Origin of the sequence: Streptomyces sp. NPDC032198 (genome assembly GCF_040636975.1) — a bacterium.
GTDB lineage: Bacteria > Actinomycetota > Actinomycetes > Streptomycetales > Streptomycetaceae > Streptomyces.
The window spans coordinates 639,326-662,697 of sequence record NZ_JBEZVL010000003.1; the positions used below are offsets into that span (position 1 = coordinate 639,326).

Genomic DNA, 23,372 nt, shown 5'->3' on the forward strand with positions numbered 1-23,372 from the left:
TGGCGGCAGAGGTCGGGACGGTCAGAGTTCGATCCAGCCGACCGCGAGGGCGATCACTCCCACGACGGCGCCCGCGATCGAGACGGCGCAGATGACGGCCTCGCGCGGGGAGAACGGACGCCGGTTCTGTTCCCGCCGGGCCTTGACGAACAGGAGCGTCGCGGGGGCGTAGAGGAGGAAGGAGACCAGGACGAACTTGAGCCCGGCGGCGTAGAGCAGGAACGCCGTGTACAGCGTGGCGATCACCGCGACCACGAGTTCCTTGCGGGTGCTCCGCCCGGCGACCTGCTCGCCTGCGGGGCCGAGCGCGATCTTGACGGCGAAGCCGGCCGCGAGCAGGAACGGGATGAGGCTGAGCGCGCTGGTCAGGTCGAGCGCGAAGTTGAACGCGTCGTCGGAGAACATCGTGACGACCAGGACCACCTGGCTCAGTGCGGTCGTCATCAGGAGCGCGGGGACCGGCACGTCCTCCGATGTGGCCTTCCTCAGGAAGCGGGGCATGTCGTCGTCCTTCGCGGCGACGAAGAGCACTTCCGCGGCCATCAGCGTCCAGGCGAGGTAGGCGCCGAGCACGGAGACGATGAGCCCGACGCTGACGAAGACCTTGCCCCAGGTGCCGACGGCCTCCTCCAGGACGCCCGCCATGGAGGGCTGGCGCAGCTCGGCGATCTCCGCCATCGGCATGATCCCGTACGACACGATGGTGACGGAGGCGAAGACGGCGAAGACGCTGAGGAAGCCCAGGATCGTGGCCCTGCCGACGTCCTCGCGGCGTTTGGCGTGCCGGGAGTAGACGCTGGCGCCCTCGACCCCGAGGAAGACGAAGACGGTGGCCAGCATGGTGCCGCGCACCTGGTTGAAGAGTGATCCCGCGTAGTCGGCGCCGCCGAAGTTGTCCGCGAACACGGACGCGTCGAAGAAGAAGAGCGCCAGGATCACGAAGACGATGATCGGCACGATCTTGGCGACGGTGACGATCCGGTTGATCGCCGCCGCTTCCTTGACCCCGCGCCGGATCAGCAGGAAGAACGCCCACAGCCCGAACGAGGACAGGACGACGGCGAGCAGGGTGTCGCCATCGCCGAGGCTCGGCCAGATGGCCCCGACGGTCGACATGATGAGCACCCAGTAGGTGACGTTGCCGACGCACGCGCTGGCCCAGTACCCGAAGGCGGAGAAGAAGCCGAGGTACTCGCCGAACCCGGCCTTCGCGTAGGCGTAGACACCGGCGTCGAGGTCCGGTCTGCGGACGGCGAGGGTCTGGAAGACGAACGCGAGCATCAGCATGCCCGTACCGGCGATCGCCCAGGCGATCAGCGCGCCCGCGACACCGGTTTCCTGCGCGAACCGCCGTGGCAGCGAGAACACGCCCGCGCCGACCATGGAGCCGACGACCATCATCGTCAGCGTGGTGAGGGTCAGCTTGACGGCCGGTGATGCTCCGGCGGTGGTCTGGTCACTCGTCTCCGCGTGGCTCATGGACTCCTCGTCAGCTCCCGTCGGGGCGGGCGCCGGGGGAACGACTGACCACCCTGTGCGGGAATCTATCCCCAGTGAACCGAGTTGTCCTGATATGAAATCGCGGGCCGACGGTGTTCGCGATGCGGCCAGACCCAGCAGCAGCACCCGGAGGAAGCAGCGTGCACGGTGAGTACAAGGTCCCCGGCGGCAAGCTCGTCGTCGTGGATCTGGAGGTCGAGGACGGCGCACTGCGGCACGTGCGGGTGGCGGGGGACTTCTTCCTGGAACCCGACGAGGCGTTCGACGCCCTGAGCCACGCCCTGGAGGGCGCGCCCGCCGACACCGACGCGGCGGGCCTCGCCGCCCGCGTCGACGCGGCGCTCCCCGAGGGCACGGTGCTGTACGGCCTCACATCGGAGGGGGTGGGCGTCGCAGTGCGCCGCGCCCTCGCGCACGCCACCGACTGGACCGACTACGACTGGCAGCTGATCCACGAGGCCCCCGAGTCGCCCGCCCTGCTCATGGCCCTGGACGAGGTGCTCACCGAGGAGGTCGCCGCCGGGCGCCGCCCGCCGACGCTGCGGGTGTGGGAGTGGGCGTCCCCGGCGGTCGTCATCGGCAGCTTCCAGTCCCTGCGCAACGAAGTGGACCCGGCGGGCGCCGAGCGGCACGGCATCGAGGTGGTGCGCCGGATCAGCGGCGGCGGCGCCATGTTCTGCGAGCCGGGCAACGCCATCACGTACTCGCTGTCGGTCCCCGACGCCCTCGTGCAGGGCCTGTCCTTCGCCGACAGTTACGCCTATCTGGACGACTGGGTGCTGGAAGCCCTCGGCGACATGGGCATCACGGCGTGGTACCAACCGCTGAACGACATCGCCACCGACGCGGGGAAGGTCGCGGGCGCCGCCCAGAAGCGGGTCGCGGGCGGGCATGGCGCGGTGCTGCACCACGTGACGATGTCGTACGACATCGACGCGGACAAGATGGTCGAGGTGCTCCGCATCGGCCGCGAGAAGCTCTCGGACAAGGGCACGAGGAGCGCGAAGAAGCGCGTGGACCCGCTGCGCCGCCAGACGGGTCTGCCCCGGGAGGCCGTGATCGAGCGGATGCTCGACTCCTTCCGCACGCGGTACGGCCTGACGGCGGGCAAGGCCACGGACGAGGAGATGGCCAGGGCGCGGGAGCTGGCCCGTACGAAGTTCAGCTCGCCGGAGTGGACGGCGCGGGTGCCGTAGGCCTGGAGGAGTCCGTCTCGTCCGCCGGGCTCCGCTGCCAGGCGGTGGTGCCGATGCGGCCGGTGTTGCCGAGGTCGATCCGGCCTTCCGGGGTCACGGTTGCCGGGCTGGTGCCGGGGGCCGGGGTGACCTTGAGGTAGGTGCCACTGACGGCCGTCGTCGTCGTGTCGGTGACGGTGTTGCGCCAGGCGAGGACGGTGTAGGCCTGCTGCCCGCGTTTGAGCGAGACGGAGTGGTGCGCGCCAGGGTCGTCGTCCCTCGTCATGATGGGCTCGGTACCTTCGAGGATCTGTACGTCGAGGGGCTCGCGGTGCTCGTCGAGGACTCGCAGCTTCGGGTAGCCCTTCAGGCGGTAGGTGTCCTTGCCGCAGTTGGTCAGCGTGACGCTCATCGCGCGCAGGCCCATGGCGGCACTGACCACGCCTCCCTCGATGCGGACCCCGGACGCGGGGCAGGCGGGAGAAGCCGCTTCAGGCACCTCCGGCGCCCCCGCCCTGGCGGGACCCCCCGTTGGCGAATCGGGCCCGGTCGGAGCCGACAAGCCGCCCTCCGTACCGGACCGGCCCCCCTGAGCGGACGCCGTACGCCCGGGATCCGCCTCCCGCTCCAACTCCTCCGAAAGTCCGCACCCGGTGGCGAGCAGGGCCACGGTGGCGGCGAGGACGGCGACATGTCTGAACGGGATGACGGTCACGCGGAGATCATGCCATGGCCAGGGTTTTCCCCTCTGTGACGTGACGCAGGTCAGCGTGGAGCGACGGCACGGAAGCCCTGCCCGGACTTGCGCCCCAGACAACCGTCCGCCACCAGATCGCGCAGCAGCGGCGGCGCGGCGAAGTCAGGCGTCACGAACTCCTTGTGCAAGCGCTCCATGATGGCGAGCGAGACGTCCAGGCCGATGACGTCGAGCAGCCGGAACGGGCCCATCGGGAAACCGTGTCCCCGCTCCACCGCCGCGTCGATCTCCTCCACGTCGGCGTGTGGATGATCCAGCAGCCGGATCGCGTCGGCGAGGTACGGGAAGAGCAGATGGTTGACGATGAAGCCGGTGCGGTCCTGGCAGACGATGGCCGTTTTGTTCAGCCGCGCGCACAACGCGCGGGCTGTCGCCACGGTCTGCTCGCTCGTCGCCGGCGTCCGCACGAGCTCCACCAGCTTCATCATCGGCGCGGGGTTGAAGAAGTGGAGGCCCAGGACCTGGGAGCCGCGGCCGGACGAATCGGCGCAGTCCGCGACGGACAGACTGGATGTGGTGGTCGCCAGCAGCGCCCCCTGCTGGCACACCTGCCCGAGCCTGGCGAAGACGGACCGCTTCAGGTCGGTCTCCTCCGCGACGGCCTCGATCACCAGATCGCAGTCGCCGAGTGCCGTCAGGTCCTGCTCACTGCGCAGCAGGCTGAGCGCCGCGTCCTTCCGGGACGGACTGATTCTGCCTTTGCGCACCGCCCTGACGAGGGACTCCGCCACGACGTCCCGCGCGCGGTCGGCCTTCGCCCGGCTCCGTGCCACGAGCACCGTGGGGAGGCCGGCGGTCACCATGACCTCGGCGATGCCGCAGGCCATGGCGCCCGAACCCAGCACGCCCACACGCCCGATGTGCTGCACATCGTTCAGCCCGCCATCCTCGCCGTCACCGTTGCGCGGTGCGGGAACGACGCGCGCACCGAGTTCGTCGTAGGAGTGGAAACCCCTGCCGGTGGCCCGGCCGCCGGAGGCGGTGCCCGCCGACTTCTCCAGCAGGGCGGCGGGACGGAACGCCTCATTGCCCGTGTTCGCGTACAGCTCCGCCAGGGACGACCTGATGGTCTCCCAACCGATGCGGTCCAACATCTCGAAGGGGCCGGCGGGCAGGCCGCAGCCCAGCCGCAGGGCGGTGTCGATGCTGTGCTGATCGGCGTATCCGAGGTCCAGCAAGGCCACGGCGCGGTTGAGGAACGCGTGGACGAGCTCGGTGGCATCGGCCGCGGGACGCGCGCCGAATGCCGTCCGCTCGAGGTCCAGGCCCTCCAGCACTTCGTCGAGCGCACTCACAGCGGCAGCACTGCTCATCGCCGTCCGGACCACTTCCACGGATCCACCCGGCCGGGGTGGCGCCAGCAGGCGCAGCCCGATCGTCCGGGCCGACCGGCCGGAGGCGACGGCCAGTTGGGTGAGCGGCAGGCTCGACGTGGTGGTGACCAGCACTGTGCTCGGTTCGCAGACGGCATCGAACTCCCGCAGCAGCCGCTTCTTGACGGCGAGGTTCTCGGGTACCGCCTCCACGACCAGGTCCGCTCTGCCCAGCAGAGCGACGTCGTCGCTGAGCGTCGGACCGTCGGCGGGACGGGCCACAGGCGCGGCCGACCTGATCGCCTTCAGCCTCTCGTCGACCCTGGCCAGCGCAGCGGGATCGGAGTCGATCCCGATGACCTCGTACCCCCCGCTGTACAGCATGCGCAGCAAGGATTCCCCCACACTGCCCAGACCGGCCACCCCTATGACCGGGGGGCGCGCCTCCTGCTCCATGACGTGTTCCCTTCCCCTGAATGTGTGTGCTCGTGGGCATCCGCAGGGGTGACCGCGAGACCTGATCGATGAATGCGGCGGGTTCAGTTCCCGGAATCCCGGAAGCGGTTGATCGCGTCGATGTGCTGGGCACGCTTGGCGTGGTCGCGCACGCCCAGGCCTTCTTCGGGGGCGAGACACAGCACCCCGACCTTGCCCTGATGGGCGTTGCGGTGCACGTCGCGGGCGGCTTGGCCGGTCTCTTCAAGGGAGTAGACGCGGGAGAGGGTGGGGTGGATCTTGCCCTTGGAGATGAGGCGGTTGGCTTCCCAGGCCTCGCGGTAGTTCGCGAAGTGCGAGCCCACGATCTTCTTCAGGGACATCCACAGGTAGCGGTTGTCGTACTCGTGGTTGTAGCCCGAGGTCGAGGCGCAGGTGACGATCGTGCCGCCCTTGCGCGTGACGTAGACGCTCGCGCCGAAGGTCTCGCGGCCCGGGTGCTCGAAGACGATGTCCACGTCCTCGCCGCCGGTCAGCTCGCGGATGCGCTTGCCCAAGCGCTTCCACTCCTTGGGGTCCTGGGTGTGCTCGTCCTTCCAGAACTTGTAGCCCTCGGCGTTGCGGTCGATGATCGCGTCGGCGCCCATCGCGCGGCAGATGTCCGCCTTCTGCTCGCTGGAGACGACACAGATGGGGTTGGCGCCGCCGGCCAGCGCGAACTGAGTGGCGTAGGAGCCGAGCCCGCCGCTCGCGCCCCAGATCAGGACGTTGTCGCCCTGCTTCATCCCGGCGCCGTTGCGCGAGACCAGCTGACGGTAGGCGGTGGAGTTCACCAGGCCGGGGGAAGCGGCCTCCTCCCAGCTCAGGTGGTCCGGCTTGGGCATGAGCTGGTTGGACTTGACCAGGGCGATCTCGGCGAGGCCGCCGAAGTTGGTCTCGAAGCCCCAGATCCGCTGCTCGGGATCGAGCATCGTGTCGTTGTGGCCGTCGCTCGACTCCAGCTCGACGCTCAGACAGTGCGCGACGACCTCGTCGCCCGGATTCCAGGCATTCACACCGGGACCCGTGCGCAGGACGACGCCCGCCAGGTCGGAGCCGATCACGTGATACGGCAGATCATGACGCTTGGCCAGCTCGTTCGTGCGGCCGTAGCGCTCCAGGAAAACGAACGTGGAGAGCGGCTCGAAGATCGACGACCATACGGTGTTGTAGTTGACCGAGGAGGCCATCACGGCCACCAGGGCCTCACCCGGGCCGAGTTCCGGCACCGGCACGTTGTCCACGTGGAGCGACTTGCGGGGGTCCTTGTCCACCGTGGCCATGCCCTCGAACATGTCTGCCTCGTCCTTGCGCAGCACCACGGCCCGATAGCTCTCCGGAAGCCGCAGAGCGGTGAAGTCCTGGGAAGTTGCACCGCCGGACAGGATGGCGTTGATGATGTCCTTCACGTAACTTCCCTTGCGTTTCGCGGACGTAGGAAACAAGCCTCTCCAGCGGGTTCGCCGAAGAAGATGAATGTGGGCTTGTCGCGGCAGCGTATGGAGCAGAATTGACGGAGGAAACCCCTACCTCACGGCACTACTCCCCCTACCTGCCGGCACTACCCCTAGCCAGCCGCACTGCAGGTTTGCACCGAAGATGAAGAGCCAGTCAATTCTGGAAGAGTCAGACACGTGTAAAGAATGGATGCGTTGCTACTGGAACCGCCGCTGCGTCCCGTCCGGTGAACGCGCGACGGTAGGGGGCGGACTAGGGGTTGCCTCGCCCAACAGGCGTCCTACAGAGTTCTCCTGTCGCGAGCCCGGTGCGTGCAATGAGGCCGACCAGGTACGCAATTCACTGTTTCTGCGACAGGGAAGCTGTCCGGCAATGTCGGGCAGCTTGTTCTGGATGGGGAAAAATGCACAAAGGCAACCATGACAGCGAACTCTGGATACGGCGGTTCATCCCCGTCGCAGATCCAGAGGTTCGGCTGATCTGCTTTCCGCACGCCGGTGGCTCCGCCAGTTTCTACCACCCCTTTTCAAGAGAGTTGTCACCCTTGGTGGAGGCGCTGGCCGTGCAGTACCCGGGCCGGCAGGACCGCCGTGCGGAGGGGTGTGCCACCGACCTGGCCGACCTCGCGGACCGGATCGGCGAGGCGCTGACGCCTTGGACCGACCGGCCTTTCGCCCTGTTCGGGCACAGCATGGGCGCCACGCTGGCGTACGAGGTGGCCCGCGGGCTCGAAGCCGCGGGCCGTGCACCGGATGCCCTCTTCGTCTCGGCTCGCCGCGCACCGCACCGCAACCGAAACGACGGATGGCATCTGAGCCCCGACAGCGACCTCATCGCCGACCTCAAGGCCCTGGACGGCACAGGCACCCCGATCTACGACGACCCCGAGTTCCTCGCCCTCATCCTGCCCGTGCTGCGCAGTGACTACCGCGCGGCGGAGACCTACCGCCACCGGCCCGGGCCGAAGCTGAACTGCCCGATCACAGCACTGGCCGGCGACGCCGACCCGCGCGTGCCCGTCGATGAACTGCGCCACTGGGGCGATCACACGGCCGGCCGGTTCGACCTTCAGGTCTTTCCCGGCGGCCATTTCTACCTGACGAACCAGCAGGCGCGTGTCCTGCGCGTTGTCATCGACCGTCTCCTTGGTGTCGGCGCCGGCTGACCGCACCGGAACAGGGCCTCGGCCACCCGGTCGCCCTCGACAGAAAGACGTGGACTGTGACTGTCTATTCGCCTGCCCTCAGCCCCGTCGGAGTCCTCGGTACCGGATCTTGTCTGCCCGAGCACGTCGTCTCCAATGCGACCGTCGCCGAACTCGCCGGCGTCACCCCGGACTGGATCGAACGCAAAACCGGCATCCGTGAGCGGCGCTACGCGGCCGATCACCAGGCGTCGTCGGACCTGGCCGCCACGGCCGCCCGGCGGGCGCTCGACGCCGTCGGCCTACGCCCCGATCAGGTTCGGTGGATCATCGTCGCCACCTCCACCCCTGACCACCCGCAACCGGCCACCGCAACCCTCGTCCAGGAACAGCTCGGGGCCTTTGGAGCCGCCGCGTTCGATGTGAACGCGGTCTGTGCCGGATTCGTCGCCGCACTCCAGGTGGCGACCCGTCTGCTGGCCGGTGTCCAGGAGGACGGCTATGCCCTGGTCATCGGGGCCGAGGTCTACTCGCGCATCATCGACCGGCAAGACCGCAGGACCGCGCCGCTCTTCGGCGACGGGGCCGGTGCGGTCGTCCTCGGCCCGGTGCCCGACGGACGTGGCGTCCTCGGCACGGGCATGAGGACCGACGCCCACCTGCACGAACTGATCGGCGTTCCCGCCGGCGGCAGCAGGCTTCCCGCCTCGGAGAAGACCGTGGACCTCGGCCAGCACTATTTCCAGATGCAGGGCCGCAACGTCCGCGACTACGTGACGAGCCACCTCCCGTCAGCTGTGTCCGGACTGCTGGAGCACTTCGACGTAAAGCCGGAGCAGGTCGACCACTTCGTACCGCACCAGGCCAACGGGGTCATGCTCAGGGACGTCTGGGAGCTGCTCGGCCTGAGCGGGGCTCAGGCCCATCTGCCGGTGGAGTTCCACGGCAACACCGGCGCGGCCTCCATCCCGCTGGCCTTGGACCACGCCTGCAGAGCCGGTCGTCTGGCCGACGACGAGCTGATCGTCCTTGCCGGGTTCGGTGGCGGAATGACGATGACCACCGCCCTGCTCACCTGGGGTTGCTGACCGGCCGACACGGCTCGCACGCAGCCATTGCCTGCCCGTCCATATCGGGGACTCGTACGACAACGCCCTCCCGGAGCCGGTTCGCCGGCGTGAGTTGCACACCTGGATTCAGCTGTTACAGTAAGTGCTGTAATTTGTAGAGCTCAGCACACTCTACAGAGACAGCATTGCTCTCTATAGCAGTCAGTCCTGTGCACGGAAGGTGAGATGGCGATGGCGTCGACGCCCGAGGACAACGACGGGGCCGCCCACGCATCCGACGTCGAGACGTGGGTGGAGCAGGTCGCCACCTACTTCATGCAGCAGTCCGGCTGGCCCCCGATCATGGGCCGCGCCCTGGCCTGGCTCATGGTCAGCGATCCAGCGGAGCAGAACGCGGCGCAGATCGCGGCCGGCATCAATGCCAGCCGGGCCTCGCTCACCGGCACGCTGCGCCTGCTCAGCGAGGCCCGGATGGTGCAGGCCGTTACCCGCAGCGGGAACCGCGCCACGTACTACCGCCTCGCCCCGGACGCCTGGGCCACGATGGTCCGACGGCGCCTGGAGGGCATCGCGTCGTTCGTCGACATCACCGAGAACGGGCTGACCCTCTTCCCGACGGGGGCCGAGAACGCCGACCGCCTCCGTGAGGCGCACCAGGTCTTCGAGTGGCTCAACAACGAGGCAGAGCCCATGTTGAAGCGCTGGATCGAGGACCGGGACGCTCCAACTGACGAACACCGCAACGTAAGGGGCGAAGAAAGTGGCTAAGGACTCGCGCCGCTGGTGGGCACTGGCGGCTATCGGGCTGAGCCTGCTCACCGTCAGCGTCGACGCCACGGTACTCAACGTGGCACTGCCGACCCTCGGCACCGACCTGCAGGCCTCCACACGCGACCTTCAGTGGTTCGCCGACGCCTTCACGCTTGCCATGGCCGCACTGCTCCTGCCCGCAGGGCTGCTCGGTGACCGGTTCGGCCGCAAGCGGCTGCTCCTCGCGGCGCTGGCCTTATTCGGTGGCGCGTCCGTATGGTGCGCCTACTCCGACTCGTCGGGCATGCTGATCACCGCGCGCACGGTGCTCGGCCTCAGCGCCGCCTTCCTCGTACCCCTGTGCACCTCCGTCCTCCTCGACGTCTTCGAGAGCAAGGAAGAGCGCGCCAAGGCGATCGGCGTCATCGCCGTCTCCCAGTCACTCGGGCTCCCGCTCGGCCCGATCATCGGTGGCGCCCTGCTCAATCACTTCTGGTGGGGCTCGGTCTTCCTGATCAACCTCCCGCTGATCGTCCTCGCCTTCATCGCGGTGGCGTTCCTGGTGCCCGACTCCCGCGGTACGCAGGGCAAATCCATCGACTTCTTCGGTGTCCTGCTCTCCACGCTCGGTCTGGTGGGCATCGTCTACGGCGCGATCGAGGCCGGCGAAACCAGCTGGGGCGACTCCGCGGCACTGGTCCCGCTACTCGGCGGCGCAGTGCTCCTCGTGCTGTTCGTGCTGTGGGAAATGCGGATTACCCGGACCGGGAATCCGCTGATCGACCTGTCCCTGTTCCGGCTGAGCGGCTTCGTGTGGGGCTCGATCCTCGGAACCGTCGTCAGCTTCGCGATGTTCGGCCTGCTGTTCGCCCTGCCCCAGTACTTCCAGGCGCTCAACGGCACCGACGCACTCGGCACCGGGCTGCGGCTGCTGCCACTCATCGGCGGCGTCCTGGTGAGCGCCGCGGTGGTCAACAAGCTCGCGCCGGAGGCGGCCCCGCGCGCGGTGCCGGCACTGGGCTTCCTCCTCGTCGCGGGCGGCCTGTTCCTGGGCACCCGCACCGAGCTCTCCTCCGGTTACGGCTACGTGTCGGTCTGGCTGATCCTGGTCGGCCTCGGTCTCGGCCTCGCCATGACCCGCACCATGGCGGCCTCCGTCAACGCGCTGTCCCAGGAGTCGTCGGGCGTCGGTTCCGCGCTGGTCTCCGCGCTGCGCCAGGTCGGCGGTTCCGTCGGCGTGGCCGTGCTCGGTACGGTCGCCAACTCGGCGTACCGTTCGAACCTGAAGCTGCCCGACGTACCGCCGGAGGCGGACGAACTGGCACGGGGCAGCGTCTCGGGCGGCATGCGCGTGGGCGAGCAGATGCAGAGCACTCAGGTCGTGCACGCGGTGCAGGACTCCTTCATGACCGCGATGCAGACCCTGCTGGCCGTGTGCGGCGTGATCGCGGTGGCGGCTGCCCTGCTCGCCCTGATCTTCATGCCCAAGCGGTCCCAGTCCAAGACCGAAGTCCCGGAGAGTGACACCGCACTCCCACTCTCCGCCCACTGAGCCGAACCGGTCCGCCACCCCCGGCCGGAACCGGTTCGCCCTGGGCCCCGGTGTTGCGTCCTTCCCCCGAAGACGCAACACCGGGGCCCTTTGCGTACGGCGCGGGGTGACACGACGGTCACAGCGAGAGTGATGAGGCCTCCTACGAGCCCGCCCCGCGCAGGGGTGCCTCCTGCGAGCCACCCCGTGCCCCGGGTACTCGACTGTCCCTCGTCACACGGGTCGGCCAGGGCGAACACCACGCCACGGGCCCCTGCCCCGGTCAACGGCATCTGCCATCGACCGGAGCAGGGGCCCGAAGTGCCCTGCCGCAGCGGCGCCTTACACCGTGATGTCCGTCATGCCCCAGAACACCAGGATCTCGCGGATCTTGCCGTCGCCGCCGATGCGGATGACGTCGATGCACGGGATCTCCATGCGTGCGCCCTCACCCGTGTCGAGCTGGTTGAGGCGGCCCGTCAGCGGCACCGCGACGCGGGAACCGTCCTGGGCTGCCACGATGGTGCCGACCTCGATCTCGGACTTGGCCCTGATGACCGAGGCGATGTACTCCCCGACCTCCTCGACGCCGACCCGCGGCGCGCTGCCGACCGGGTCCTCCATCCGGATGTCCGGCGCGAACATCTCGACCGCGCCCTCCAGATCTGCCGCGTTGAGCCGGCGGAAGTACTCCTCGACGACTGCCTTGCGGTCGGCCTCGTCGAGCAGTTCCTCCCCTTCGAGAGCAGCCCAGTTGCCCGCGTTGCGGCCTTCCAGGGTCTCGCCGAGCAGGGCCACCGGGTTGGCGTTGAGCCAGTAGGTATCCCGCCGGAACGCGTACGTGGGCAGGTCCACGACCCGCCCTTCGGCACCGGCGCCGGCCAGCGCGTCGCGCCAGGCGACCGGAACTCCGGTCACGTGCAACCCGGCCAGCAGGCACAGGAGTTGCTCGGCCGCCGGCCGACCGTCCTGTTCCATCGCGACGTCCAGCCGGACGAGGGTGGTGGCCCCGGCCGGCGTGGGCAGTTGCCCGGACAGCGGCCGCACCGCCTGCCAGTGCGCCGGGTCGAGCAAGGCGTCGACCGTAAGGGTCTCCCCGGTCTCCGCTCGCACCAGCGGCGCCGAACCGGGCCGCGGTGCCACGCCCTTGACCGTGCGGCGGAACAGGTCCTCGGCCTCGGACCGCTGCGAAGCCGGCTCCAGGAGCCGGGCCGCCGCGACGACCAAGCCCGCCGCGTCCGGCAGCGGCAGCGCACCGGCCACGTACGCGGCCGCGACCTCGCCCAGACCATGCCCGGCGACCGCGGCGGGCGTCACGCCCATGCCCTGCACCAGCCGGGCGAGGGCCACCTCATGAGCGAAGGCCACCGCTGCCGCGAGGGTCGTGTCCGCGGGGCGTTCCGCCACGAGTGCCGCCGGGTGCGCCGGGGTGTGGAGGTGGGCGTCCAGGTGGGCGCACACCTCATCGAGGGCGTCCGCGAAGAGCGGGAACCGGTCGTACAGCTCGCGTACGCCGGGCTGGATGCCGCCCGCACACACGAACGCGGTGCCGATCCCGGTCGCGGCCTCGGCCTGCACGCCCTGTTCGAGCGGTCCGCCGTTCTCCAGCGCGGCAAGGCCGGCGAGCAGTTCGTCCCGGCCGGAGGCGAACAGCGCCGCCCGGTGGGCGAACGCTGTACGCGTGGTGGCCAGCGACCAGGCAAGGTCGCGGAGTTCAGTCGCGGGCCGGCCGGCCACCGATTCCCGCAGCCGCCGCGCCTGCTCCCGCAGGTCCTCGGCGCTCCGGGAGGACACCAGGAACGGCAGGACGGCGGGGCCGTCGCCGGCTTCCTGTGCGGCGGGGCGCTCAGCGGGCGGCTCCTGTTCGAGGATGAGGTGGACCTTGGTGCCGCTGGCCCCGAACGAGGAGACTCCGGCGCGGCGCGGCCGGCCCGTCTCGGGCCACGACGTGTCCTCGGCGAGCAGCGCGACTCCGCCATCGGCCCAGTCGACCCGCGTGCTGGGCGTGTCCGTGAACAACGTCCTCGGCAGCACTCCGTGCCGCATCGAGAGAACCGTCTTGATCACACCGACCAGGCCGGAAGCCGCCTGCGAGTGGCCGATATTGGACTTCACCGTGCCGAGCCACAGCGGCCGGTCCGCGGGCCGGTTCCTGCCGTACGTGGCGAGCAGGGCCTGCGCCTCGATCGGGTCGCCCAGCGGGGTACCGGTACCGTGCCCCTCGACGACGTCGATGTCGTCGGCCGTGAGCCCGGCACCGGCCAGCGCCTGGCGGATCACCTTCTGCTGGGACGGGCCGTTGGGGGCCATGCCGTTGCTCTCACCGTTGTGGTTCACGGCCGAGCCGCGGATCACGGCAAGCACCTCGTGCCCGTTGCGGCGCGCGTCGGACAACCGCTCCACCATCAGCACCGCGGCACCCTCCCCCCAGCCGGTGCCGTCGGCGTCCTCGGAGAACGGCTTGCACCGGCCGTCGGGTGCCATCCCGCCGAGGTCCGGTACGGCCATCGGGCTGGAGAGCACGGTCGCGCCGCCGACCAGCGCGGTCGAGCACTCGCCGCGGGCGAGCGCCTGGCAGGCCAGGTGCAGGGCGACACCGGACGAGGAGCAGCCGGTGTCCACGGTGAACGTCGGCCCCTCCAGCCCCATCAGGTACGCGACGCGGCCCGAGGCGAAGGTCGGCACCATGCCGATGCCCAGGTACGGCTTGACGTCCTCGGCGATGCGGTTCGAACCTGCCCAGTACGGCTGGAAGAACGTACCGACGTAGACGCCGGTGTCGGTGCCGCGCAGCGTCTGCGGGTCCACGCCGGCGTGTTCCACGGCCTCCCAGGACAGCTGGAGCAGCAGCCGGTGCTGCGGGTCCATGGCCACCGCTTCGGCGTCGGAGATGCCGAAGAACTGCGGATCGAACTCGGTGGCACCGGCCAGGAACCCGCCCCGGGTCAGCCAGCGACCGCCCGGCATGTCGATGCCCATCTCGGTGAGCTTCTCGACGGCCTCCCAGCCGCGGTCCTCCGGCAGCGCGCCGACGACGTCGAGACCGTCGGCGACGACCCGCCACAGGTCCTCCGGTGACTCGACGCCGCCCGGCAGGCGGCAGCTCATGCCGACGATGGCGATCGGGTCGTCCTCGACGAGGGCGAGCGGTGCGACCGTGTCCTCGCCGACCTCGCTCTCCTCGGCGCCGACCAGGTCGATGAGCAGCCGACGGGCCAGCGCGATCGGGGTCGGATGATCGAAGACGAGGGAGGCGGGCAGCTTGAGCCCGGTCGCCTCGCCGAGCCTGTTGCGCAGTTCCACCGAGGTGACGGAGTTGAAGCCGAGCTCCTGGAACTTCAGTTCGCGGTCGACGTCGTCCGCGGAGTCGTACCCGACGACGGCCGCCGCATGGGCGCGGACCAGGTCGAGCAGGACCCGCTGCTGTTCCACCGTCGACATGCCCGCCAGACGCCCGGCCAGTTCGGAGACCGAGCCACCCTCGACGCCCCGGCCACCGGCCGCCTCGGCGGCGGACGGGCGGCGCAGCTCGGGCAGTTCGCTCAGCAGCGCGCTCGGCCGGTTCGCGGTGAAGACGGCGGCGAAGCGCTCCCAGTCCATGTCGGTGACCGACAGGAAGGTCATGTCGCGCTCCAGTGCCTGCTGCAACGCCGTGACGGCGAGCAGCGGCTCCATCGGCAGCAGACCGGTCCGGCGCAGGGCGTCTTCCACCCCCTTGTCCGAGGCCAGGCCGTCGCCCGCCCACATGCCCCACGCCACCGACAGTGCCTTCCGGCCGCGGGCGCGCCGCCGCTCGGCCAGCGCGTCCAGGTGTGCGTTGGCCGCCGCGTACGGGCCCTGGCCCGCGCCGCCCCAGACGCCCGCGTTGGAGGAGAACAGGACGAACGCGTCCAGATCCTCGTCGGCCAGCAGTTCGTCCAGCACCTCGGCGCCGCCCGCCTTCGCGGCGAGCGTCTCGGCCAGATCGTCGGCCGATGCGTCGGCGAGCGTCACGAACGGGCCGGGCACACCGGCCGTGTGGACCACCGCGGTCAGCGGTGAACCGTCGGCGCGCAGCCCGTCCAGGAGGTCGGCGAGCGCCTCCCGGTCGGCCACGTCGCAGGCGGCGACCGTCACGCGGACGCCCGACTGCTCAAGCTCGGCGCGCAGTTCGGCCGCGCCCGGCGCGTCAGGCCCCCGACGGCTGGTCAGCACGAGGTGCTCCGCACCCTGGCCGGCCAGCCACCGCGCCACATGCCCGCCCAGACCGCCGGTGCCACCGGTGACGAGCACGGTCCCCCGCGCCTGCCACTGGCCGGCCGGCGTCTCGGCCAGCGGCGCACGGACCAGCCGGCGCACGAACACGCCCGACGAGCGCAGCGCCAGCTGGTCCTCCTCACCACCGGCGGCGAGGATGCCGCACAGTCGGCCGGCCGCCCTGGTGTCCGGGCCGGCCGGCAGGTCGATCAGACCGCCCCAGCGGGCCGGCTGCTCCAGCGCGGCGACCCGGCCGAAGCCCCAGACCTGAGCCTGTGCCGCGTTCTGCGCACGGTCGGCACCGCTGACGCCGATCGCGCCGCGCGTCGCACACCACAGCCTCCCCTCGACACCCGCGTCGCCGACCGCCTGCAACAGGGTGAGTACGGCTGCGGCGCCCCGGGTCAGCACCGGGTTGCCGCCGAGCGGCGCGTCGTCCAGGGCGAGCAGGGACAGTACGCCGGCCAAGGCTCCCTCGGCGGCCAGGCGTTGCGCCCAGTCCGCGCGATCGGGGGCCGCGGTGTCCAGGGCCACCGTGCGGACATCGGCTCCGGCGGCGGCGAGTGCCTGGACCGCCGCGTCGACCCAGGCATCGCGCGGCCCTTCCGCGGGGTGCACGACCAGCCACGTACCGCCGGCGAGCGCGTCGGCGGAGGGTGCGGAGACGCCCAGCGGGTGCCAGGCGACCCGGTACCGCCAGGCGTCGACGGTGTTCTCCTTGCGCCGCTCGCGCCGCCAGGCCGACAGGACCGGCAGCAGCGCCCCGAGGGAGGCACGGACGTCGGCGCCGGCACCGGGCTGCAGAGTGGCGGCGAGTCCCTCCAGGTCCTCGCGCTCGACCGCCTCCCAGAATGCCGCGGTCGCCTCGTCGTGGGTGTCGTCGCCAGGACGCACGGGCGGTTCGGTCGTCAGCCACAGCCGCTTGCTCTGGAAGGCGTACGTAGGCAGATCGACCGGGCGGCCGCCGGCCAGCAGCCCGGCCCAGTCGACGTCGACGCCCTGGGTGTACACCTCGGCGGCCGAGGTCAGGAACCGGTCCCAGCCGCCCTCACCGCGCCGCAGCGAACCGACGGCCATGCCGGGCACGCCGCTGTCCTCGATGGTCTCCAGGAGGCCGTTGACCAGGACGGGGTGCGCACTGGACTCCGCGAACACGCTGTAGCCCTGTTCGAGCAGCGACCGTGTGGCCGACTCGAACTCGACGGGCCGGCGCAGGTTGCGGAACCAGTACTCCGCGTCCAGGCCCGCCGTGTCCTGCCAGTCCCCCGTCACCGTGGAGAAGAACGGCACCGCGGAGGTCCGCGGGCGGATCGCGGCCAGGACGTCCGCCAACTCCGCCCGGATTCGGTCGACATGGCCGCAGTGCGAGGCGTACGACACCGGCACCCGCCGGATGCGCACACTCAACTCCTCGGCAGATCCGACCAGTTCGTCCAACGCATCCGCGTCGCCGGAGACCACCGTCGATTCCGGGCCGTTGACCGCCGCGACCGACAGCCGGTCCCCGTACGGCTGGAGGATCTCCTCGGTGCGCGTCCGGGACGCCGCCACCGAGGCCATCCCGCCCTGCCCCTGCAACGCCACCAGGGCCCGGGCGCGCAGCGCCACCACGCGTGCCCCGTCCTCCAGCGAGAGACCGCCGGCCACGCACGCGGCGGCGATCTCGCCCTGGGAGTGCCCGATGACCGCGGCCGGGACCACGCCGACCGAGCGCCATGTCTCGGCCAGCGACACCATCACCGCCCACAGCACGGGCTGCACCACGTCGACCCGTTCCAGGAGCGGTGCGGTCGCCTCGCCGCCGGTCAGGACCTCGGTCAACGACCAGTCCACATGCGGGGCCAGTGCCTGCTCGCACTCGGCGATCCGGCGGGCGAACGCGGGCGACGCCGCCAGCAGGCCCTCGGCCATGCCGACCCACTGCGAGCCCTGCCCCGGGAACACCAGCACCGCGCGCACTCCGCCGCGGGCCACGCCGCGCACCACACCGGTGGTGGTCTGGCCGGCGGCCAGCGCGGCAAGCCTGCTCTGCAGCGACTGCGCCGTGCCGTCCGCGGCGACCACGACCGCGCGGTGCTCCAGCGCGGATCGGGTCGTCACCAGCGAGTGGCCCACGTCGACGAGGTCCGCCTCCGGCCGGTCGGCCACGTACGCGGCAAGGCGCGCCGCCTGTCCGCGCAGCGCCTCGGCGCTGCGACCCGACAGCACCCACGGTACCGCTCCGCCCTCGGGAACCCCTGCGGTGCGCTCGGGCTCGGTTTCGGGCTCGGGGGCCTGCTCCAGAATGGCGTGGGCGTTGGTGCCGCTGATCCCGAAGGACGAGACACCTATCCGGCGCGGGCGTCCCTCCTCGGGCCAGTCGCGCTGCTGCGTGAGCAGCCCGACGGCGCCCGCGGACCAGTCGATGTGCGGGGACCGCTCCTGCGCGTGCAGTGTCTTCGGCAGGATGCCGTGCCGCATCGCCATCACGGCCTTGATGACGCTGGCGACGCCGGCCGCGGCCTGCGGGTGGGCGATGTTCGACTTGATGGAGCCGAGCCACAGCGGCTTGTCCGCGTCCCGTCCCTTGCCGTACGTGGCCTGCAGCGCCTGTGCCTCGATCGGGTCGCCCAGCGGGGTGCCGGTGCCGTGCGCCTCGACCGCGTCCACCTCCTGCGGCCCCAGGCGGGCGTTGGCGAGCGCGGCGCGGATGACGCGCTGCTGGGACGGGCCGTTGGGGGCGGTGAGGCCGTTGCTGGCACCATCCTGGTTGATCGCGGAGCCGCGCAGCACGGCGAGCACCTGTCGGCCGTTGCGGCGCGCGTCGGACAGCCGCTCCAGAAGGACCAGGCCGACGCCCTCGCCCCAGCCCGTACCGTCGGCGGAGGCGGAGAACGCCTTGCAGCGGCCGTCCGGGGACAGGCCGCGCTGGCGGCTGAACCCGACGAAGGTGCCGGGGTTGGGCAGTACGGCGACGCCGCCGGCAAAGGCGAGGCTGCACTCGCCCTGCCGCAGCGACTGGGCGGCCATGTGCATCGCCACCAGGGACGACGAGCACGCCGTGTCCACCGTCACGGCCGGTCCCTCGAACCCGTAGGTGAAGGCGATGCGGCCGCTGAAGACGCTGGAGGCGCTGCCGGTCATGGCGTGGCTCTCGACGCCGCCCGGCACCTCGGGCGCACCCATGGCGTAGTGCCGGGAGATGTAGTCGGTGCCGACGCCGCCGGTGAAGACGCCGACGGGCTTGCCGCGCAGTGAGTCGGGGGCGATGCGGGCCCGCTCCAGGAGCTCCCAGGAGGTTTCCATCAGGACGCGCTGCTGCGGGTCCATTGCCAGTGCCTCGTGCGGGGAGATACCGAAGACCTCGGCGTCGAAGTCTCCCGCGTCGTACAGGAAGGCTCCCTCGCGGACGTACGTCTTGCCCTGTGCGTCGGGATCCGGGTCGTACAGGGACTCGAGGTCCCAGCCACGGTCGTCGGGGAGCGGGCCTACGGCGTCGCGGCCGTCGAGCACGAGCTGCCACAGGTCCTCGGGGGTTCTGACCCCGCCCGGGTAGCGGCAGGCCATGCTGACGATGGCGATGGGTTCCCGGGATGCCTCGGACATGTCCCGGTTCTGCTTGCGCAGGCGCTCGTTCTCCGTGAGTGACGCGCGCAGCGCCTCGACCACCTTGTCCGCGGATGCGCTGCTCATTCTGCGTACGTCCCTTCGGTGTCATTCGGTGTGTCACTGGCAGTGGCGTCGCCGAGGGCGGCGCGGACGAGGTCGTCCACGTCCATCTCGGCGATGGACGCCCCCTCCGGCTCGTCCGTGTGCTCCGTCGTGCCGTTGCCGGAACCGTCATCGGTGGCGAGGCGGAGCAGGGCGTCGAGGACGCCGGCCTCGCGGATGCGGTCCAGCGGCACGGAGGTGATGGACCGCCAGATCTCGGCGTCGGTCAGGGAGCCCGCGGCGGCCACGGCCTCGGTGGCGCCGTTCGGTGCCACCTCCTCGAGGATGTGCCGCGCCAGGGCCCCGGGGGTCGGGTAGTCGAAGACCAGCGAGGCAGGCAGCCGCAGGCCGGTCGTGCCGTTGAGCCGGTTGCGCAGCTCGACGGCGGTGAGGGAGTCGATGCCCATCTCCTGGAAGGACCGGGAGGGATCGACGCCCGCGGGCGATGAGTGGCCCAGGACCGCGGCCAGTTCACCGCGGACCAGCTCGACCACCAGCCGTTCGTGCTCGGTCGTGGGCACCCCGCTCAGCCGCTGGGCCAGGGTCGGTCCCTCGCTCTGCCCGGGGCCTGCCGCGGCCCTGCGGGCGGGTGCCCGCACCAGGCGGCTCAGCAGCGGCGGCAGGGTGCCGTCGCCCGCCTGCTTGCGCAGCACGGACCGCTCCAGCCGGACCGGTACGAGCAGCGGCTGATCCTCCAGGATGGCCGCGTCGAGGAGTTCGAGCCCCTGCTCGTTGGTGAGCGGCACCAGGCCGCCGCGGGAGATACGGGCCCGGTCCTCACCGCCGAGCTGCCCGGTCATGCCGCTCGCCTCGACCCACAGGCCCCAGGCCAGCGAGACCGCAGGCAGGCCCTCGGCCCGGCAGCGGTGCGCGAAGGCGTCCAGGAAGGCGTTGGCGGCGGCGTAGTTGCCCTGCCCGGGGCTGCCGAGGACACCGGATGCGGAGGAGAACAGGACGAAGCCCGCCAGGTCGAGATCGCGGGTCGCCGCCCGCAGGTTGACCGCGGCGTCGACCTTGGCGCGGAACACGGTGTCGATGCGCTCCGGGGTGAGTGACGACAGCACGCCGTCGTCGACCACGCCCGCGGTGTGCACCACGCCGGTCAGTGGGTGCGCCTCGGACAGGCCGGCCACCAGGGACCGCACCGCGTCGGCGTCGGCGAGGTCGCACGCGGTGACCGTGACGTCGGCGCCCGCGGCGGTGAGTTCCTCGCGCAGGGCGGCGGCGCCCGGCGCATCGGCGCCACGCCGACTGACCAGCACCAGGTGGCGCATCCCGCGGGCGGCCACCAGGTGACGGGCGGTCAGCGCGCCGAGGGTGCCGGTGCCACCGGTGACGAGGACGGTGCCCTCCGGGTCCCAGACCGGGGGCATGGTGAGCACGACCTTGCCGGTGTGCCGCGCCTGGCTGATGTGCCGGAAGGCGTCCGGCCCGTGGCGTACGTCCCAGGTGCTGAGCGGAAGATGGTCGAGTACTCCGTCCCGGAACAGCCCGATGACGGTGCCCAGGATCTCCTGGAACCGGTCGAGCCCGGCGTCGATCAGATCGAAGAACCGGTATCCGACGCCCCGGTGCTGCTCGGCGACGCGGTCGGCGTCCCGCAGGTCGGCCTTGCCCATCTCGATGAACCGGCCGCCACGCGGCAGCAGCCGCAGCGAGGCGTCGACGAACTCGCCGGTCAGGCTGTTGAGGACGACGTCCACACCCCGGCCGCCGGTTGTCTCCCCGAAAGCCTGCTCGAAGTCCGTGGTGCGGGAGGAGGCGATGTGGTCATCGGCCAGGCCGCCGGCGCGCAGGGTGTCCCACTTGCCGGGGCTCGCGGTGCCGAACACCTCGGCGCCCAGGTGCCGGGCCAGTTGTACGGCGGCCATGCCGACACCACCGGCGGCCGAGTGCACGAGCACCGTCTCGCCCGCCTTCAGGCCGGCCAGGTCCAGCAGGCCGTAGTACGCGGTGGCGAAGGCCACCGGTACCGAAGCGGCCTGTTCGAAGCTCCACTCGTCGGGGAAGCGCACGACGGAGCGGCTGTCCGCCACCACCGTCGGGCCGAATGCCTCCGAGAGGATGCCCGTCACCCGGTCCCCGGCCCGCAGACCGGTTACCTCGGCGCCGACCTCGGTGACCACACCGGCACCCTCACCGCCCATGGACGCCCGGCCCGGGTACATGCCCAACGCGATCAGTACGTCACGGAAGTTGACGCCTGCCGCCCGCACCGAGATACGTACCTCCTGCGGGCCCAGTTGGTCATCGGCCCGGGTGACCGGGAGCAGGGCGAGGTTGTCCAGCGTGCCGGGAGTGGTGACGTCCATCCGCCACGCGGCGCCGGTGGGCGGCACCAGCGCGCCGCGGGCGGCGGAGCGCATCAGGCGCGGGGCCAGCGGTTCGGCGGCGCGGACGGCGAGCTGCATCTCGCCGGTGGCCAGTGCGGTGGGCAGGACCTCGGTGAGGTGGGCGCCGGGTTCCAGGTCGAGCAGCAGGAATCGGCCCGGGTTCTCGGACTGGGCGACCCGGCCCAGTCCCCATACGGCGGCCTGGGCCGGGTCGCCCGCGTCGGCACCGGCGTTTCCGACCGCGCCGCGCGTGACGACGACCAGCCGGCTGTCGGCGAACCGTTCCCCTTCCAGCCAGGTCCGCAACGCCGTCAGCGCCTCACCGGTCCGCGCCCGCGCGGCGGCCGGCAGGTCGTCCCCTCCGTCGTCCGCAGCGCACTCGATGACCACGAACTCCGGTACGGGCGCGCCCTCCAGGCCCGCGAGGCCCTGCGCGCCGAGAACGGTCCACCGGTCGGCGGACACCGGTGTGCTCTGCGCCACCACCGGCACCCAGTCGAGCCGTAGCGGCTTCTCCTTCTCCTCCGCGCTGACCCGCTCAAGCTGCTCCGGGGTCATCTCCGGGATCAGCAGCCGCTCCACCCGGGCCACCGGCGCGCCCGTCGAATCGGCCAGGTCGAAGGTGACCGCGTCCGGACCCGACGACGTCACCCGCACTCGCACGGAGGAGGCGCCGCCCGCGTACACGGAGACACCACTCCACGCGAACGGCAGCCGCATCGAGCCGCCGCTGTCGAAGAACGACCCGACCCCGGCGGACTGCAGGCAGGCGTCGAGCAGCGCGGGGTGCAGCGTGAACTCGCCCGCCGCGGCCCGCTCCTCGTCCGGCAGTGCCACCTCTGCGAAGATCTCCTCGCCCCGCGTCCAGGCGGCCTTGAGGCCCCGGAACGCGGGGCCGTAGTTGTAGCCGAGACGCTGGTACGCGGCGTAGAACCCGTCGACGTCCAGGTCGAGTTGTTCCGCGCCCGGCGGCGGCCAGGCCGTCAGGTCGGCCTCGGGCTGCGCCGCGTCGGCGCTCAGCGCGCCGCTCACGTGCCGGACCCACTCCTCGTAGGGCCCCGCCTGCGAGTGCACCGTCAGCTGGCGCCAGCCCGCCTCGTCCTCGGCGCCCACCCGGATCTGCAGGGTCACGCTCCCCTCGCGGGGAATCATCACCGGCATTTCCAGGGTCAGTTCCTCGACCCGGTCGCAGCCGATCTCGTGCCCGGCGCGCAGCGCCATCTCGACCAGGCCGGCGCCGGGCAGCAGCACCGTCCCGCCGATCTCGTGCCCGGCCAGCCACGGGTGGGTGCGCAGGCTCAGCCGGGTGGTGAGCACCGCGCCCTGCCCGTCGGCGAGCGGCACGGCGGCGCCGAGCAGGGGGTGTTCGGGGTCCCCGAGGCCGAGGGCCGCCGCATCGGCGGCCGTGGCGTCGTCCCCGTCCAGCCAGTACCGCTGCCGCTGGAAGGCGTACGTCGGCAGGTCCACCTGCCGGGCACCCGGCAGGAGGGCCGCCCAGTCGAGCGGGGTGCCGTGCGCGTAGGCACGCAACACGCCACCGGCCAGCGCGTCGACCTCGTCGCGGTCCTTGCGGACCAGCGCGACGGCGATGCTCTCAGCGGACACCTCGTCGAGGGTGTCCTGCGCCATCGCGGTCAGCACCCCGGCAGGACCCACCTCAAGGAACACATTCGCACCCTGACCGACGAGCGAGCGCACCCCGTCACCGAACCGGACAGCCTCACGCACATGCCGCACCCAGTACTCGGGCGCGCTCAACTCACCCGGCCCGGCCAGACGCCCATACACATTCGACACCACCGGAACAACCGGCTCGGCATACGCAATACCAGAAGCCACCGCACGGAACTCCGCCAGCATCGGCTCCATCAACGCCGAATGAAAAGCATGACTGACCACAAGCCGCTTCGAACGCCGACCCACAAACCGGGCCAACACCTC

General features: G+C 71.1%; 11 protein-coding genes. 5 read left to right on the top strand and 6 right to left on the bottom strand.

Annotation, left to right across the window (positions count from 1 at the left end; all coding sequences use genetic code 11):
• Positions 1-21: 21 nt before the first annotated feature.
• Positions 22-1,479 (bottom strand): basic amino acid/polyamine antiporter, encoded by a 1,458-nt coding sequence (locus AB0E78_RS10800; RefSeq protein ID WP_361830386.1) that lies wholly within the window; start codon positions 1,477-1,479, stop codon positions 22-24.
• 161 nt (positions 1,480-1,640) lie between these two features.
• On the opposite strand from AB0E78_RS10800, the gene AB0E78_RS10805 reads away from it, so the two are divergent.
• Positions 1,641-2,696: a biotin/lipoate A/B protein ligase family protein gene (locus tag AB0E78_RS10805; RefSeq protein ID WP_361830387.1), complete on the top strand. Its 1,056-nt coding sequence runs from the start codon at positions 1,641-1,643 to the stop codon at positions 2,694-2,696.
• Here AB0E78_RS10805 and AB0E78_RS10810 read toward each other — a convergent pair.
• The 3 genes from AB0E78_RS10810 to ccrA form a co-directional block, all read right to left on the bottom strand.
• Positions 2,662-3,390: a DUF4232 domain-containing protein gene (locus tag AB0E78_RS10810; protein WP_361830389.1), complete on the bottom strand. Its 729-nt coding sequence runs from the start codon at positions 3,388-3,390 to the stop codon at positions 2,662-2,664. The two genes, AB0E78_RS10805 and AB0E78_RS10810, sit on opposite strands and share 35 nt — an antisense overlap.
• A 50-nt stretch (positions 3,391-3,440) precedes the next feature.
• The gene (locus AB0E78_RS10815; RefSeq protein ID WP_361830391.1) at positions 3,441-5,201 is read right to left on the bottom strand and encodes a 3-hydroxyacyl-CoA dehydrogenase NAD-binding domain-containing protein; all 1,761 of its coding nucleotides are present in this window, start codon (positions 5,199-5,201) and stop codon (positions 3,441-3,443) included.
• A gap of 83 nt (positions 5,202-5,284) precedes the next feature.
• On the bottom strand, positions 5,285-6,628 hold the full coding sequence (gene ccrA, locus AB0E78_RS10820) for a crotonyl-CoA carboxylase/reductase (RefSeq protein WP_361830393.1): 1,344 nt from the start codon (positions 6,626-6,628) through the stop codon (positions 5,285-5,287).
• A 452-nt stretch (positions 6,629-7,080) separates the two neighbouring features.
• Between ccrA and AB0E78_RS10825 the strand changes: the two genes are divergently transcribed.
• The 4 genes from AB0E78_RS10825 to AB0E78_RS10840 all read left to right on the top strand — a co-directional run bounded on the left by AB0E78_RS10825 (position 7,081) and on the right by AB0E78_RS10840 (position 11,193).
• Positions 7,081-7,842 carry an alpha/beta fold hydrolase gene (locus AB0E78_RS10825; protein ID WP_361830395.1) on the top strand — a complete coding sequence of 254 codons (762 nt, stop codon included), beginning with the start codon at positions 7,081-7,083 and terminating at the stop codon, positions 7,840-7,842.
• A gap of 56 nt (positions 7,843-7,898) precedes the next feature.
• Positions 7,899-8,909 (top strand): ketoacyl-ACP synthase III, encoded by a 1,011-nt coding sequence (locus tag AB0E78_RS10830; protein ID WP_361830397.1) that lies wholly within the window; start codon positions 7,899-7,901, stop codon positions 8,907-8,909.
• 213 nt (positions 8,910-9,122) lie between these two features.
• Complete coding sequence (locus AB0E78_RS10835) at positions 9,123-9,659, top strand: transcriptional regulator (protein WP_361830399.1); 537 nt, start codon at positions 9,123-9,125, stop codon at positions 9,657-9,659.
• On the top strand, positions 9,652-11,193 hold the full coding sequence (locus tag AB0E78_RS10840) for a DHA2 family efflux MFS transporter permease subunit (RefSeq protein ID WP_361830401.1): 1,542 nt from the start codon (positions 9,652-9,654) through the stop codon (positions 11,191-11,193). The genes AB0E78_RS10835 and AB0E78_RS10840 overlap by 8 nt, the downstream gene beginning before the upstream one ends.
• Positions 11,194-11,514: 321 nt before the next feature.
• Here the strand turns inward: AB0E78_RS10840 and AB0E78_RS10845 are convergent, their stop codons facing one another.
• Together AB0E78_RS10845 and AB0E78_RS10850 are read right to left on the bottom strand one after the other, a co-directional pair.
• Complete coding sequence (locus AB0E78_RS10845; RefSeq protein WP_361830403.1) at positions 11,515-19,080, bottom strand: type I polyketide synthase; 7,566 nt, start codon at positions 19,078-19,080, stop codon at positions 11,515-11,517.
• A complete protein-coding gene (locus AB0E78_RS10850) occupies positions 19,077-23,369 on the bottom strand; it encodes an SDR family NAD(P)-dependent oxidoreductase (RefSeq protein ID WP_361830477.1) in 4,293 nt (1,430 codons plus the stop codon). The genes AB0E78_RS10845 and AB0E78_RS10850 overlap by 4 nt, the downstream gene beginning before the upstream one ends.
• Positions 23,370-23,372 lie beyond the last annotated feature (3 nt).

Coding starts and splice junctions, on each gene's coding strand:
- AB0E78_RS10800 (WP_361830386.1), bottom strand. CDS start 1,479: ATGAGCCACGCGGAGACGAGTGACCAGACCACCGCCGGAGCATCACCG.
- AB0E78_RS10845 (WP_361830403.1), bottom strand. CDS start 19,080: ATGAGCAGCGCATCCGCGGACAAGGTGGTCGAGGCGCTGCGCGCGTCA.
- AB0E78_RS10825 (WP_361830395.1), top strand. CDS start 7,081: ATGCACAAAGGCAACCATGACAGCGAACTCTGGATACGGCGGTTCATC.
- AB0E78_RS10835 (WP_361830399.1), top strand. CDS start 9,123: ATGGCGTCGACGCCCGAGGACAACGACGGGGCCGCCCACGCATCCGAC.
- AB0E78_RS10815 (WP_361830391.1), bottom strand. CDS start 5,201: ATGGAGCAGGAGGCGCGCCCCCCGGTCATAGGGGTGGCCGGTCTGGGC.